The sequence below is a fragment of the Streptomyces sp. NPDC021749 genome, from assembly GCF_040640655.1.
Taxonomy (GTDB): domain Bacteria; phylum Actinomycetota; class Actinomycetes; order Streptomycetales; family Streptomycetaceae; genus Streptomyces.
Genome location: NZ_JBFACE010000031.1, coordinates 22,311 through 37,335, shown reverse-complemented (window position 1 = coordinate 37,335; position 15,025 = coordinate 22,311). Strand labels below are relative to the sequence as shown.

General features: G+C 72.3%; 14 protein-coding genes. 11 read left to right on the top strand and 3 right to left on the bottom strand.

Annotated elements, in window-relative coordinates:
• Positions 1 to 54 precede the first annotated feature (54 nt).
• The 10 genes from AB0G35_RS26660 (at position 55) to AB0G35_RS26615 (ending at position 9,746) form a co-directional block, all read left to right on the top strand.
• Positions 55 to 1,020, top strand: a complete 966-nt coding sequence (locus AB0G35_RS26660) for a sugar ABC transporter permease (protein ID WP_360954498.1) — start codon at positions 55 to 57, stop codon at positions 1,018 to 1,020.
• Positions 1,017 to 1,910, top strand: a complete 894-nt coding sequence (locus tag AB0G35_RS26655; RefSeq protein WP_360954495.1) for a carbohydrate ABC transporter permease — start codon at positions 1,017 to 1,019, stop codon at positions 1,908 to 1,910. The genes AB0G35_RS26660 and AB0G35_RS26655 overlap by 4 nt, the downstream gene beginning before the upstream one ends.
• Positions 1,911 to 2,038: 128 nt before the next feature.
• The gene (locus tag AB0G35_RS26650) at positions 2,039 to 3,073 is read left to right on the top strand and encodes an alcohol dehydrogenase catalytic domain-containing protein (protein ID WP_360954492.1); all 1,035 of its coding nucleotides are present in this window, start codon (positions 2,039 to 2,041) and stop codon (positions 3,071 to 3,073) included.
• Positions 3,074 to 3,214: 141 nt separating this feature from the next.
• A complete protein-coding gene (locus AB0G35_RS26645) occupies positions 3,215 to 4,021 on the top strand; it encodes a DeoR/GlpR family DNA-binding transcription regulator (RefSeq protein WP_360954489.1) in 807 nt (268 codons plus the stop codon).
• Positions 4,018 to 4,755 carry an HAD-IA family hydrolase gene (locus AB0G35_RS26640; RefSeq protein WP_360954486.1) on the top strand — a complete coding sequence of 246 codons (738 nt, stop codon included), beginning with the start codon at positions 4,018 to 4,020 and terminating at the stop codon, positions 4,753 to 4,755. The genes AB0G35_RS26645 and AB0G35_RS26640 overlap by 4 nt, the downstream gene beginning before the upstream one ends.
• 332 nt (positions 4,756 to 5,087) lie before the next feature.
• A complete protein-coding gene (locus AB0G35_RS26635) occupies positions 5,088 to 5,573 on the top strand; it encodes a hypothetical protein (protein ID WP_360954483.1) in 486 nt (161 codons plus the stop codon).
• Positions 5,570 to 6,298, top strand: a complete 729-nt coding sequence (locus AB0G35_RS26630) for a hypothetical protein (RefSeq protein WP_360954480.1) — start codon at positions 5,570 to 5,572, stop codon at positions 6,296 to 6,298. Before AB0G35_RS26635 ends, AB0G35_RS26630 begins: the two co-directional genes overlap by 4 nt.
• A 109-nt stretch (positions 6,299 to 6,407) precedes the next feature.
• The gene (locus AB0G35_RS26625; RefSeq protein ID WP_360954477.1) at positions 6,408 to 7,313 is read left to right on the top strand and encodes a transporter substrate-binding domain-containing protein; all 906 of its coding nucleotides are present in this window, start codon (positions 6,408 to 6,410) and stop codon (positions 7,311 to 7,313) included.
• 420 nt (positions 7,314 to 7,733) lie between these two features.
• Positions 7,734 to 9,308, top strand: a complete 1,575-nt coding sequence (locus tag AB0G35_RS26620) for a S53 family peptidase (protein ID WP_360954474.1) — start codon at positions 7,734 to 7,736, stop codon at positions 9,306 to 9,308.
• 126 nt (positions 9,309 to 9,434) lie between these two features.
• The gene (locus tag AB0G35_RS26615) at positions 9,435 to 9,746 is read left to right on the top strand and encodes a hypothetical protein (protein WP_360954471.1); all 312 of its coding nucleotides are present in this window, start codon (positions 9,435 to 9,437) and stop codon (positions 9,744 to 9,746) included.
• 85 nt (positions 9,747 to 9,831) lie between these two features.
• Here AB0G35_RS26615 and AB0G35_RS26610 read toward each other — a convergent pair whose 3' ends face one another.
• From AB0G35_RS26610 to AB0G35_RS26600, 3 genes are all read right to left on the bottom strand, one after another.
• Positions 9,832 to 10,872 carry a peptidase gene (locus tag AB0G35_RS26610; protein ID WP_360954468.1) on the bottom strand — a complete coding sequence of 347 codons (1,041 nt, stop codon included), beginning with the start codon at positions 10,870 to 10,872 and terminating at the stop codon, positions 9,832 to 9,834.
• Between the two features lie 221 nt (positions 10,873 to 11,093).
• Positions 11,094 to 12,029, bottom strand: coding sequence for an SDR family oxidoreductase (locus tag AB0G35_RS26605; RefSeq protein WP_360954465.1), 936 nt, complete (start codon positions 12,027 to 12,029; stop codon positions 11,094 to 11,096).
• Between the two features lie 53 nt (positions 12,030 to 12,082).
• Entirely contained in the window at positions 12,083 to 13,018 is a 936-nt protein-coding gene (locus AB0G35_RS26600; RefSeq protein ID WP_360954462.1) for a DUF4429 domain-containing protein, read from the bottom strand.
• Between the two features lie 174 nt (positions 13,019 to 13,192).
• Between AB0G35_RS26600 and AB0G35_RS26595 the strand changes: the two genes are divergently transcribed.
• Positions 13,193 to 14,905, top strand: coding sequence for an alkaline phosphatase D family protein (locus AB0G35_RS26595; protein ID WP_360954459.1), 1,713 nt, complete (start codon positions 13,193 to 13,195; stop codon positions 14,903 to 14,905).
• Positions 14,906 to 15,025: the final 120 nt, after the last annotated feature.

Genomic DNA, 15,025 nt, shown 5'->3' with positions numbered 1-15,025 from the left:
GGGCACGGTCCCCCGCAAGCCCCGTCCCCGGCCGCCGACGGCGGAGGAAAGCCCATGACCACGCTCGCCTATCCCCCCGAGAAGACCATGCGACCAACTGCCCACCGCAGGCCCAAGCCCGCGGGCGCCCGCAAGTGGCGCCGGCGCTTTCCGCTGCTGCCGGCGCTGATCTTCACGATCGTCGTCACTCAGCTGCCGTTCGTGGCCACGATCGTGATCTCCACGTTCCAGTGGAACGTCCTCGAACCGGGCGACCGTCACTTCACCGGCGTCTCCAACTACACCTTCGTCTTCACCGATCCACGGCTGCGCTCCGCGGTCGTCAATACCGTCGTCCTCACCGCGTCCGTGGTCGTCATCAGCGTGCTGCTCGGACTGGGCCTGGCCCTGCTGCTCGACCGCCGCTTCCGCGGACGGGCCCTGGCGCGCACGCTGCTCATCGCACCGTTCCTGGTGATGCCGGTCGCCGCCGCGCTGCTCTGGAAGCACGCCCTCTTCAACCCGGACTACGGGCTCCTCAACGGCACCCTGAACGCCGTCTACCGACTCTTCGGCGCCGACCACGGCCCCACCGTCGACTGGGTGTCGTCCTTCCCCATGCCGGCCCTGGTGATCGCGCTGGTGTGGCAGTGGACGCCGTTCATGATGCTCATCCTGCTGGCCGGTCTTCAGGCCCAGCCCGGTGACGTACTGGAGGCCGCCAAGGTCGACGGCGCCTCCGCGCTGCAGACCTTCCGCCACATCACGCTGCCGCACCTGCGGCAGTACATCGAGCTGGGCGTCGTGCTCGGCTCCATCTTCGTCGTGCAGACCTTCGACGCGGTCTTCACCATCACCCAGGGCGGCCCGGGCTCCCAGAGCACCAACCTGCCCTACGAGATCTACCTGACCATGTTCCGCAAGTTCGAGTACGGCCAGGCCGCGGCAGCCGGCGTCGTCGTCGTGATCGGCTCGATCGTCATCGCGACGTTCGCCCTGCGGGTCGTCGCTTCCCTGTTCCGTGAGGAGGTGTCCCGATGACCGTCACTACCTCCCCGGCAGCATCCGGCACCGTCATCCGACGAATCCGCCGCCGCAGGCGCCCCGAGGACCCCGGGCAGGCCCCGCGTCTGTCGCCGCTGTGGACCTTCGTCGCGTGGCTGGCCACCCTGGCCTTCGTTGCGCCGGTGGCCTGGATGGTGCTCACGTCCTTCCATCAGGAGTCCGACGCGGCGACCAACCCGCCCAGCCTCTTCGCGCCGCTCACCCTGCACCAGTACGCGCTGCTGCTGGGCCGGGACATCACCCCGTACCTGCTCAACTCGGCCATGGCCAGCGTCTTCTCGACCCTGTTGGTCCTCGTCCTGGCGGTGCCCGCGGCCTACGCGCTGTCCATCAAGCCGGTCGAGAAGTGGACCGACGTGATGTTCTTCTTCCTGTCCACGAAGTTCCTGCCGCTCATCGCGGCGCTGCTGCCGGTCTACATGATCGTCAAGGGCATCGGCATGCTGGACAACGTCTGGACGCTGATCATCCTCTACACCTCGATGAACCTGCCGATCGCGGTGTGGATGATGCGGTCGTTCCTCGCCGAGGTGCCCAAGGAGATCCTCGAAGCGGCAGAGGTCGACGGAGCCGGGCTGCCCACCGTGCTGCTGCGGATCGTCGCGCCGATCGCCATGCCGGGACTCGCCGCCACCTCGCTGATCTGCTTCATCTTCAGCTGGAACGAGTTCATGTTCGCCGTGAACCTCACCGCGACGAAGGCGTCCACCGCGCCCGTGTTCCTGGTCGGCTTCATCACCAACGAGGGCCTCTTCCTGGCCCGGCTGTGCGCGGCGGCCACGCTGGTGTCGCTGCCGGTCCTCATCGCCGGTTTCGCCGCCCAGGACAAGCTCGTGCGTGGTCTGTCCCTGGGAGCCGTCAAGTGAGGGCAGCCGTCGTCGGCGCGTCGGGTGAGGCGGACCCCGGCACCGTCCAGGGCCCGGCCCCCGGGCCCCCCGCTCCTACCTGGCCTCGCCACCGCGTGCGCTCCGGAACCGAAGGGAACTCCGCCACCATGACCGAGCAGATCCGCCGCGCTCTCGTCCGTTCCGCCGGCGAGATCATCATCGAGCACGTGCCCGCCCCCGTCCCGGAGGAGGGCGAACTCTTGGTGCGTACCACCGTCGTCGGCGTCTGCGGCTCCGACACCCACGCGGCGGCCGGCCGTCATCCCTTCATCGACCTGCCCTACCTCCCCGGGCACGAGGCGGTGGGCGTCGTCGCAGCGGCAGGCAAGGGAGCCGAGGAGTTCGCCCCCGGTGAGCGGGTGATCATCGAACCCAACCTGTACTGCGGCCGGTGCCCCCAGTGCCGCTCCGGCCGGTACCACATCTGCCAGGAACTGAAGGTATTCGGCTGCCAGACGCCCGGCGCCATGACCGACCTGTTCACCATCCCCGCCGACCGTGTCCACCGCGTCCCCGACGGCATGACCGACATCGAGGCCGTACTCGTCGAGCCCCTCGCCACCCCGGTGCACGCCGTGGCGAAGGCCGGTGACCTCACCGGACGCACGGTCGCCGTCCTCGGTGCGGGGCCCATCGGTCTGCTCACCCTCATCGCCGCCCGGCACGCGGGCGCCGCCCGGATCGCCGTCACCGACCTGCTGGACGGCAAGCGGGACCGGGCTCTGCGCCTCGGTGCCGACACGGCCCTGCCCGCCGACGCCCCCGACCTGGTCGAGCAAGCCCGTGCGGTGCTCGGCGGCCCCGCGGACGTCGTGTTCGACTGCGTGGCCCGGGAGCAGTCCATGGCCCAGGCCACGGACCTGGTGGCCAAGGGGGGCCACATCGTCGTGGTGGGCGTGGGAGCCGCCGGCAAGACCCCGATCCGTCTGGACCTGGTACAGGACCGGGAGATCCGCATCGAGGGCACCCTGATGTACACCGGCGACGACTACCGCACTGCCATGTCCCTGATCGCGTCAGGCGCCGTCGACACCGCCGAGATCGTCACCTCCACCCACCCGCTGGGGGACGTTGCCAAGGCCTTCGCGGCATCCGTCGATCCCGAGCAGGTCAAGGTGCTGGTCACGGTGGACGGTCCGTAGGCTCGCAACCACGCAGGCAGGTGCGTCGTACACCGCATCCGTCACCGATGGCGGCCGGGGCCCGGAGACCCCAGGGGCCCCGGCCTCGACTGGCCCGTGTGCGAGACTGCGAGACCGGAGCGACCGGTAAGGAGGGGCCCTGTGACCGCCCGAACGCGACCGTCGCAGGCCGCCGTGGAGGAGCGGCGGCAGGCCGTGCTGCGGTACGTCGCCGAACACGGCGAGACCCGCATCGACGACCTCGCCCGGCATTTCGACGTCAGCCTGATGACGATGCACCGGGACCTCGACGACCTCGCCGGGCGCCATCTGCTGCGCAAGGAGCGCGGGCGGGCCGTCGCCTTCCCCGCCCTCACCATGGAGATGGCCACCCGCTTCCGTGAGAACAGCGCCCTCGCGGCCAAGAACGCGCTGTGTGCGGCCGTCGCCGACCGGATCAGGCCGGGCAGCACCGTGCTCATGGACGACTCGACCACACTGTTCCCCCTGGTCTCCGCGCTGGCCCTGCTGGACCAGCTCCACGTCGTCACCAACTCCGTCGGCCTCGCGCAGCGCCTCGGGTCCGCACCCGGCGTGAGCGTCACCCTGCTGGGCGGCCACTACCGCGGCGACTTCAACTCCTGCACCGGTCCCACCGTCACCCGCGCCCTGTCCCGGATCCGGGCCGACCTCGCCCTGATGTCCGCCACCGCCGTCCTGGAAGGCCGGCTCTTCCACCCGCTGAACGACTACGTCGAGGTGAAGCTCGCCATGCTCGCCTCCGCCGAACAGGCGCTGCTCCTGGCGGACCACTCGAAGTTCGGCAAGACCGCCACGTACGCCTACGGCACCGTGGCCGACTACCACGCCGTCATCACCGACACCGGTACCCCCGAGGCGGAACTCGCGGCCATGCGCGACCTCGGAGTCCCCGTCGAGACGGTCGAACCCGAAGAGCCCTCCCTGTGATCCACGGCCTGTTCGAAACGCCGAGCGTCTACCGTCCCAGCGACGTCGAGATGGCCGCGCCCATGCCCAGGGCCCAGGCTGTGCTGTTCGACTTCAGCAACACCCTCTTCCGGATGATCGACCTGGCGACGTGGCTGCGCCGGGTCGGCGTCGCCTGTGGCCGCCACGCCGTGCTGGACGAGCCCGGCGCGGCGGCTGAGATCTCCGAGCAGTTGCGCGCCGCCTTCCGGCTGCCCTCTGTCGTCGCCCTCCAGGAAGGCCGGGACCTCTCTTCCGCACAACACCGCCGTGCCATGCGGGGGTGGTGGGAGCAGGTGGAATTCCTGCGCGGTGTGGAGGAGGCGGCCTATCGGGAACTCACCGCCCCGGACGCCTGGACCCCCTATCCCGACACCGAACCCGTCCTGCGCGCCCTGCGCGAGCGCGGACTGCGCACCGCCATCGTCAGCGACTTCGCCTGGGACCTGCGCACCCACCTCGCCCACCACGGGCTCGACGGCCTGATCGACACCTGCGTCATCTCCTACGAGCAGGGTCGCGAAAAGCCCGACCCGCAGCTGTTCCTGAAAGCCTGCGCCGACCTCGGCACCGACCCCCGAGCCACCCTCATGGTCGGCGACAACCCGGTCCGCGACGGCGGCGCGACCGCCTGCGGTCTGCGCGCGTACATCCTGCCGGCGGAGCACCGCACCGGTGAGCGCGGCCTGGCGGACGTCCTGAGGCTTGTGCCCTGACCGTGGTGGGACCACCCCGCTCCCGTACGCTGCGGAGCCCTCAGCCCTCAGCCCTCAGCCCTCAGCCCTCAGCCCGCATGCCGGTGTGCCGAGCCGTCACACGTGATCGTGCGCGCGGGGGTGCACCGCGGTGGTCCCTGCGCGGGGCCGGCGCAGGCTCCCGGCGCCACCCCCGCGCGTGAGGTGGCTCGAAGGGCTTCTCGGGGCGGGGTCGGTCGTGGTGAAACCCCCTCATGCGTGCGGGTGTGGACCAGGGCTCACATGGGTAACACGCCTTTCCCGTATGGGTGTTGCGGCGGGGGGCCGTGACTTCTGAGCGTGGGGAGAGCCGGATGTCCGACCTGGCGACCGTATCGGCCGAGATCGCGCCCTACCTGACGATGGCGGCGAACAGCCTCGGCACGTCCGTGATCAGCGCCGCTCAGCAGCGGATCGCCGAGCGCACCGTGACGGCCGGGGAGGGGTTCTTCCGCCGGCTGCTGCGTCGCGGCGACGGGACCGACAGGGGGCCGGTCGGCGGCACCGGCCGGCTGCTCCTCGACGAGGAGCGGGCGGACGCCCTCGACGGGCTGCTGGCGGCCCTCGGCGACGACGAGCGCCGGCTGCTGGCCGAGGCGGTGGCCGCCTGGCTGGCGGAGCCCGCCGACCGGCGCGACGGGCCCCGACTGCTGCGGCAGATCGACCGGCTCGCGCCGTCCGCGGGCGGCCGTACCGTCCACCACCACGTCACCGCGACCGGCCAGGGCTCGATCGCGGCCGGTGAGATCCACGGCGACATCCACATGGGAGGCAGCACGGACACCCGGAACGGTTCATGAGCCGCCCGGCGGGCCGCGGCGACGTCCACCACAGCGCGACCTCGCACGGCGCTCACTCCATCGCGGCCAACGACATCAAGAACGTGTTCATCAAGTGGGTGATGCACCCCAGCGCCCGCTGGCTGCCGCTGCTGCTGGCCTGCGCCGCCGTGGTGGTCGCCGGCACCGACTGGCCGGACGGACCGGCCCGCCAGTACACCCTCTGGGGTCTGCTCACCGGTCTGTCGGTGCTCACCGCCGCGGCCCGCGTCCTCGACCGCAGCCCGCGCGACGCCCGGCTGGCCGGTGTGCTGTCCCTGGTCTCCGTATTGGCCACGGTCGGTGGCTGGCTGGCCTTCCAGAGCGTCCGGACGCACGGCGAGATCGACGTGACCGGGCAGGTCCGTGCGGAGGGCAGCCAGCCGCTGGACGACGCCGCGCACCGCACGCTCACCCTCCGGCTCGACGCCCGCGCCCTGGCGGAGCCGCGCAACGCGCTGCGGCTGACGCTGGACATCACCGACCACGACCCGGCCGGTCCGACCTGCCTGCCGGACACCCGTGCCACGCTCTCGCTGCTCACCGCGGGCGTCGGGGAGCGGACCGCGGACATCCGGCCCGGCGGCACCGTCGACCTCGCCCTGGGAGCGCGGACCACCACGGTGACGATCGGCGTCCGGCTGCACACCGGCCGCGGCTGCCGGATGGACGTACGGACGGTCGGTGCGGTGCTGCATGACCGGTGACGCCCCGTCAGCGCCGCCGGCCGGCACTGACGCACCGCCAGCGCCGCCGGACGCCACGGAGTGACGCAGAGCCCGTAAGAAGCAGTAACCGTCGGAACGGGGGAGACCGATGAGAACCGACCGAGCCAGGAACACCGTCCGACCGCCGAAAGCCCTTCGTCGCAAGGCGCTCCCGGGTGCGGCCCTGCTCGCGCTCACCGCACTCGTGGCGACCGCCTGCGGTTCCTCCGAGCCGCCCTCGCTCTTCGCGGGCGGCCGGGTGTCGGTCGGCGCCAAGAACGACCAACCAGGTACGGGTGTCGTCCACACCTACAAGTTCTCCGGCTTCGACATCACCGTCGCCCGGCAGCTCCTCAACGCGGTCGGCGCGGAGCCGGACTTCGGCATCGTGCCGTCGGAGGACCGCGGCGCGGTGCTCACCGAGAAGAAGAAGGACCTGGTCGTGGCGACGTTCTCGATCACCGTCGACCGGATGAAGACGCTGGACTTCGCGGGCCCGTACGCGTCCACGTACCAGGGGATCATGGTCCGCAAGAACGACCGGCGGATCCGCAAGCCCGAGGACCTCTTCGGCAAGCGCGTCTGCACCTGGCCGGGGACGACCTCCGCCACCACGCTGGAGGGGCCGGAGTACGCGCGGATCGCGGTCTACGAGCGGCCGGACGCGTCGAGTTGCATCACCGACCTCAAGGTCAGGAAGGTGGCCGACGCGGTCTCGACCGACCAGATGATCCTGTACGGCTTCACGCAGGAGAACCCGGACCTCAAGGTCGTCCCGGACCTCACCTACGGCTCCGTCAACCACTACGGCATCGCGATGGCCAAAGGGCACCGCAAGGACTGTCTGCGGCTGCGCGACGCGCTGCGGGACTACGTCAACAGCAACAACTGGAGCCACGACTTCTCGACGTCACTGTGGTCGATCCCGAAGGCCGATCCGACCTGGGAAACCGACTACCGGCCGCGCGCCGAGACCATCGACGCCCTCTCCTGCCGGGACCGGCCCCGCACCTGACCTGGCCGCGTGCAGGGGGGGGAGAGTGCGGGCACCGGTGATCCGGCACCAGTGATCCGGCACCAGTGGTCCGGCGCCGGTGATCCGGCGCCGGTGTTCCGCCGCCAGTATTCCGGCACCGGTGTTCCGGCGCCGGTCAGGCCACCTCGGCGTCGCCGTGCCGTGCGTAATGGACGATCTTTCGCATCGCGGTCCTCCCGGCGGCACCCTACGCCGGACCGGCGGCCGCGGCCCCGACCCGCGCCCCACGCCACCCAACCGGCCCGCACACCCGATCACCCACACCACCTGACAGGCCCGCACGCCCGATCGCCCCACGCCACCCAACCGGCCCGCACGCCCGACCTGCCCGTGCCACCCAACCGGGCCCACCCTCGCTCGACATGCGAACGTGGCGTGATCGGGTCGATACTTTGTGCTATGAATGAACGATTTGTCCCCATTCCTGGCAGTGAACGGGCCGCTGCGCCCAAGGCGCGCCCCGCCGGTTCCCTCGACGGATCCGAACCCGTCCACGCCACCCTCATGCTGCGCCGCCGGGCCGAGGTCCCTCGGGACCTGATCACCGGGCCGGACACCATCTCGCAGGCCGAGCTGGCGCAGCGGTACGGCGCCGACCAGGCCGACGCCGACCGGGTGCGCGAGGTGCTGGGCCGCCACGGTGTCGACGTCAACGAGGTCGACCTGGCGTCCCGGCGGATGAAGGTGTCCGGCACCGTGGACGCGATGGCCGCCGCGTTCGGCACCCGGCTGACCCGGGTGGCCAGCCCCGACCCCACCCACGGTGAGCTCGTCGAGCACCGGCACCGCGAGGGCCCGCTGCAGCTGCCCGCCGAGCTGGACGGCGTGGTCGTGGCGGTGCTCGGGCTGGACGACCGTCCGCAGGCACGCCCGCACGTCCGGCATGCCCGGGCCCAGGCCCACCGGACCTCGTACAAGCCCTCGCAGCTGGCCGGCGTGTACCAGTTCCCGCCGGACACCGACGGCACCGGCCAGACGCTGGCGATCATCGAACTCGGCGGGGGATTCACCCAGGGCGAGCTGGACGAGTACTTCCGGTCGCTCGGGCTGCCCAAGATGCCCAAGGTGACGGCGGTCAGCGTCGGCACCGCCCACAACCGGCCGACCGGGGACCCGCACGGTGCCGACGGCGAGGTCCTGCTGGACATCGAGGTCGCCGGTGCGCTGGCGCCCGGCGCCGAGCAGAAGGTGTACTTCGCGCACAACACCGACCAGGGCTTCGTCAACGCGGTGACCCAGGCGATCCACGACACCCCGACCCCGGCCGCGCTGAGCATCAGCTGGGGCGCCGCCGAGCCGTTCTGGACCGACCAGGCCCGCGCCGTGTTCGACGAGGCGCTGGCCGACGCCGCGGCGCTGGGTGTGACGGTGTGTGCCGCGGCCGGCGACGACGGCAGCAGCGACGGCGTCCCCGACGGCCGCCCGCACACCGACTTCCCGGCCTCCAGCCCGCACGCGCTGGCCTGCGGCGGCACCCGCCTGGACGCCGACCCGGACTCCGGTCTGGTGCGCAGCGAAGTGGTGTGGGGCGGCGACGGCGGGGGCGCCACCGGTGGCGGCGTCAGCGAGGCGTTCCCGCTGCCGCCCTGGCAGACCACGGCCGGTGTGCCGCACAACGGCAGCGGCCCGGGCCGCGGTCTGCCGGACGTCTCCGGCGTCGCCGCTCCGGACACCGGCTACGAGGTGCTGGTGGACGGCCACCGCTCGGTGATCGGCGGCACCAGTGCCGTCGCCCCGCTCTGGGCGGCGCTGACCTGCCGTCTGGTCGAGGCGCTCGGCCGCCCGCTCGGCATGCTGCACCCGCTGCTGTACGCCGGTGCCACCCCCGGGCACACCGCCCGCGGCTTCCGTGACGTCACGGTGGGCAGCAACGGTGACTTCGACGCCGCCCCCGGCTGGGACGCCTGTACCGGTCTGGGCGTCCCGAACGGCACCGAACTCCTCGCCTCCCTGCGGGAGATGGTGACCCCCTGAGTCGCCGACCCGCTGGCCCGCTGCCCCCCTGACCCGCTGACCCGCCGGGCCGCTCCGCCGCCTTGTCCGATCGTGCGGCGGAGCGGTCCCGCGGCCGGTACTCTCGGGGGGATTTCCTTCGAATGGGTGTACGGGGCGGGCGTACGGGTGGGGGCGGCGGTGCTCAAGCACTACTACCGGATGGTGTATTGGAAGCGGCGGATCAGCCGGTCCCTGGGGTGGCGGCGCGGTATGGGCCCCGGGGCCCTGGGACCGCAGCGGCAGCGGACGCGCACCGGGCGGGGAGCCGGGCGCAGCCGCCGACTCCTCTACGGAGCACGCCCGTTCCTGATCTTCGGCGCGCTGGTCGCGCTGGTCGTGGTGGCCTCGGCGCTGGTCGCCGGCGGTTACGACGGCGTCGGCTGGGCCGTGATGTCCGGTGGAGTGGACGGGGAGTAGCCGGGCCGGTGGCCGTACGGCGGCGGCCGGGGAGCGCGCCGCCGTACGGCCGGTCGATCGGTCGGTCAGGGAGCGGATCCTTCGGTCAGGACGCCTGTGCCGAGTTGTACAGGTTCTTGGCGTCGTCGCCGAAGTACGGACCGAACATGGTGTTGGGCAGGAACTGGTAGCCGAAGCTGTTCACCGAGGACTGCAGCCCGGTGCCGGTCTTCTCGTCGAACGAGGTGAACCACGGGCCGCCGCTGGAACCGCCGGTCATGTTGCAGGACAGACCGTGGTCGTTGGAGAACAGCGGGTCCTTCATGGTGGTGCCGCTGCAGTAGATCAGCTTGGTGCCGTCGTACGGGGCCGCCGCCGGATAGCCGAAGGCGTACATCGTCTTGTTGTAGCCCGAGTTGAACGACAGGCCCTGCCCGCCGACGACGTCGGTGAGCTTCTTGCCGTCGAGCGGGGTGACGACCGCCGCGCCGACGTCGTAGTTCATGTCCTCGCTCGCCGTCCACTGCGGGGTGGAGAGCGTCTTGGCGGCCGGCCACTTGCCGTACGGGGCCTGGCCGTCGTGGTAGCCGGGCACGAAGACCCAGTTGGTGTGCCAGGCGCCCTGCAGCTTCACGCAGTGCCCGGCGGTGATCACGGTGCTCTTGTTCGCGCTGGTCACCGCGTCGCCGGAGCAGGAGGCATTACGGCCCTGGTAGGTGAAGAACACCCGGCCCGCGGTCTTGGTGACCGCGCCCCCGCCGGTCCACGGCCCGCCGGGCTGGGCGGCGGCGGTGGGCCGCGGTACGGGCAGGGACGGCAGTCCGGGCAGCCGGGGGAGCGTCGGCCGCACGGTGAGCGGGGCGCTGCGCGGGACCGCGGCGCGGTGCTGCCGCGCCGGTGCGGCGAGGTCGAGCGGGGTGGCGGACCGCATCCGCGCCGCGGTCCAGAAGGCGGCGGCGGTGCGCTGCGGGGTGAGGGAGCGGTGGGAGTCCTGCGGGGTGGCGGCGCCGGCCGGGCCGGTGGGGAGCAGCAGGGCCAGCAGCGTACCGGCGGCGGTCAGGGTGCCGAGGACGGCCCGGGACCCGCGCGCCGGACGCGGCGACGCTATGCCGTCAACTGCCGTGCTGCCACGGTCGTTTCGTCTCACGCGTAACTCCTTCTGCGGGGGCCGCGCACGCCGGGCGCGCGCGGCCGGGTGGGGGTCCCCCTGCTCCTTGAGAGCCTGGGGGAGGACCGCCGCGGGGGCGGCCCGGCAGACGAGTGGTGCGGTGAGAGGTAAGCGTGCCACCGGAAGCGACCGGAGGGCAGGGGTCGGACGGAAACGGTCCGGTGACCGGCTTGTGAGCCGATGCCGGGCCTGACGGTCGGTCAGCCCCGGCCGATGTAGGGCATGGCGGTGGCCATCACCGTCGCGAACTGCACATTGGCCTCCAGCGGCAGCTCCGCCATGTGCACCACCGTCCGTGCCACGTCCGCGGCGTCCATCACCGGCTCCACCGCCGTCTGCCCGTTCGCCTGCAGGGTGCCGGTCTGCATCCGGCCGGTCATCTCGGTGGCCGCGTTGCCGATGTCGATCTGGCCGCAGGCGATGCGGTACGGACGGCCGTCCAGCGACAGCGACTTGGTCAGCCCGGTGATCGCGTGCTTGGTGGCGGTGTACGCGACGGAGTGCGGCCGCGGGACATGGGCGGAGACCGAGCCGTTGTTGATGATCCGGCCGCCCTGCGGTTCCTGCTCCTTCATGGTGCGGAACGCGGCCTGGGCGCAGAGGAACGCACCGGTGAGGTTGACCTCGACCACCGCGCGCCAGTCGTCGTACGAGAGCTCGGTGAGCGGCACCGCCTTGCCGAAGGTGCCGGCGTTGTTGAAGAGCAGGTCGAGCCGGCCGAACCGGTCACGGACCGCCGCGAACAGCGCGTCGACCTGTTCGGGGCGGGTGACGTCGGTCGGCACGGTGACGACCGCGGGGCTGGTCGGCTCGGTCAGACCGGCCAGCCGGGCGGTCTCCGCCAGGGCCTCGGCGCGCCGCCCGGCCAGTGCCACCGACCAGTTGGCGCGGATCAGTGCCTGGGCGACCGCCCGCCCGATGCCGGATCCGGCGCCGGTGACCACCGCGACCTTACGGGGCGCCGCACCGCCCTCCCGTGCCTCCTGGGCCGCTGCCGCGGTCTGCGGGGTCTGCCCGCCCCGTGTGGCCGGTGCCGGCAGTGTGGGCCGGGGCGCGGTCGCCGTGCCGCCCACGTGCCCGGCCCGCGCCGCCGGCGTCGCCTGTGCTGCCCCTGCCCGCTGTGTGTTCTGTGCCATGTCGGCAGCGTAAACGGCGGTGGGGAGCGAACCGGGCGCCCGCCGCGGCCGACTCAGCCGCCGGTGTCGAAGCGCCGCAGCACCGCCGCCTTCGTGGCGGCGAACTCCTCGTCGGTCAGGATGCCGTCGCGGTGCAGCTCGCCCAGTTCCCGCAGCCGGCGCAGCAGCGCGTCGTGGTCGTCGGCGGGGACGGCGGGGGCGGCGGCCGGGGTGGCGGCCGCGGGCTGCGGTGCGGAGGCGGCGGGGACGGCCGGAGCGGCCGTGGGAAGGGCCGGGGCGGCGGGCGCCGACGGGTGCGGCAGCCGCGCGGTGACCGCGGCCGCCAGCAGCGCGGTGGTGCCGCTCTCCTTCTTGAATCCCCACAGTTCGATGGAGTGCGGGTCGTGATCCGGCTTGAGCCGTTCCTTCGCGCCGTGCGGACGGAAGCGCAGGAAGCCGGACTCCAGGCCGACCGGCGGGCGCCACTCCACTGCTTCGAGGTCGCTCAGGGCGTAGTCCTGCGGACCCCATTGCCGCTTGGTCTCACTGGTGTTCCAGCGCCACTCCAGGCGCACCCGTTCCCCGTCGAAGGTGGCGACGCCGTCCACCCCGGCAGCCGTGAGCGGTATCGAGGGGCCGGGCAGCAGATAGCGGTCGCAGGGCCCGTCCGGCACCTGCTCCAGCAACAGGGCCTGCCGGACCGAGTCCACGAAGTACTCGGCGACGTCCACCCGCGCGGCGTCCACGGCGACCTGATACGGATTCGCGTCGTCCGACAGCCCGCCGCCGGTGACCTGGAGCAGCGGGTCAGCGCCGTCCCGCAGCCGCAGCCGGAGCCGGCCGCCCTTGCGGCCCGGTTCGTGGGCGATGCCGGCCAGCGCGGTCAGCGGGACCGTGAACTCGCCCAGTTCCTGGCGGAGTTTGTGCACCCCGCGCTCGCGCCCCGGCACGATGCGTATGCCCTCTCCGTCGAAGGTCCAGGTGCCGTCACGCGCCATCAGTTCAGCCATGTCCCGAATCCTACGGAGAGCCGGTGGTGCGTGCCGCCTGCCGTGATTGTCCGGCAGCGTCCGGTGCCGGACCAACCATCATCGAGCCGTCATGCCTGCGTCGTACACGGGTCAGCGGCCCGCCGTCCCGCGGCCGTCCAATCGTCGGCACAACCGCCGCCAGGGGAGGGCCAGATGACGCACACCGCACCGTACGAGCAGGAGATCAGGGCTTCTGGTGCGCTCCGCGCGCTCGAAACCCAACTCGCGCCGGCAGGCGCCGCAGCACACGTCGGCCGGCGCCGTTTCCTCACCGCCACCGGGGCCGCCGCCGCGCTCGCCTTCACGGCCAACGTACCGGCCGCCGGCGCCGCGCACGCCGCCGAGGCCGACGCCCGGAAGATCACCGAGAACCCCTTCACCCTCGGCGTCGCCTCCGGCGACCCGCAGCCCGGCTCGGTCGTGCTGTGGACCCGCCTCGCCCCGCGCCCGTACGAGCCGGGATGGGGGTCCCCCCGCTCGAACGAAGGTGAGAGTGGGGGAGGCATGCCGGACGGCAGAGTCACGGTCCGCTGGGAGGTCGCCTACGACGAGCGCTTCTCGCGGCTCGCGGGGCGCGGCCGGGCCGACGCGCACCCGGAGTTCAACCACTCCGTGCACATCGAGCCCACCGGTCTGGCGCCGGACCGCGTCTACTACTACCGCTTCCGGGCCGGCAACTGGATCAGCCCGGTCGGCCGCACCCGCACCGCACCCGCCCGCGGCGCCCACCTCTCCCGGCTGAAGCTCGCCGCGGTCTCCTGCCAGGCCTACCACGACGGCTACTTCACCGCCTACCGGCACCTGGCGGAGGAGGACCTCGACGTCGTCTTCCACCTCGGCGACTACCTCTACGAGTACCCGGTCGACGCGGCCGGCGGCGCCCGCAAATACACCGACCGCACGCTGCCCGACCACTTCCGCCGCGAGACGGTCACGCTGGAGGACTACCGGCTGCGCTACGCCCTCTACAAGTCCGACCCGGACCTCCAGGCCGCGCACGCCGCCCACCCCTTCATCGTCACCTGGGACGACCACGAGGTGGAGAACAACTACGCCTCCGACACCAGCGAGGACGACCTCCCGCCCGCCGAGTTCCTGGTCCGCCGGGCCGCCGCCTACCGCGCGTACTGGGAGAACCAGCCGCTGCGCCGTCCGCAGCGGCCGCACGGCCCGGACGCCCGGCTCTACCGCCGCCTCCACTACGGGCAGCTGGCCCAGTTCGACATCCTGGACACCCGCCAGTACCGCTCCGACCAGGCGTACGGCGACGGCTGGCACGCGCCCGGCCCGGAGTCCGACGACCCGAAGCGCACCCTGACCGGCGCCACCCAGGAGCGCTGGCTGATCGACGGCTGGCGGCAGTCCACCGCCCGCTGGAACGTACTTCCGCAGCAGGTCACGTTCTCCGAGCGGCGCAACGCCACCGGTCCCGGCTACCAGGTCAGCATGGACGCCTGGGACGGCTATCCGGCCTCCCGCGCGCGGGTGCTGGCGGGCGCGGAGTCGGCCGGGGTGGACAACCTCGTCGTGCTCACCGGTGATGTGCACGTCCACTACGCCTTCGACATCAAGAAGGACTTCGCGGATCCCGGATCGCGCACCGCGGGTGTGGAGTTCGTCACCTCCTCGATCGCCAGCGGCAAGGACGGTGCGGACAAGCCCGCCAACTGGAGCACGTACATGGCCGCCAACCCGCACATGAAGTTCTACAACGGCCGCCGCGGCTATGTGACGGTCACCCTGGACCGGGACACCGCCCGCGGCGACTACCGGACGGTGTCCGCCGTCACCACCCCCGGCGCACCGGTGAGCACGGCCGCGTCCTTCGTCACCGAGGCGGGCAACCCGGGCCTCAAGCCCGCCTGATGCCCTGACCGCGGGCCCCGGCCGGACCGCCGGCCGGGACCGCGGTCCTAGGTCCAATTGCGCACCCGGTAAGGGGCCGTAACCCGCCCTGCTCATGACACCATGGTTCGGCCCAACGAC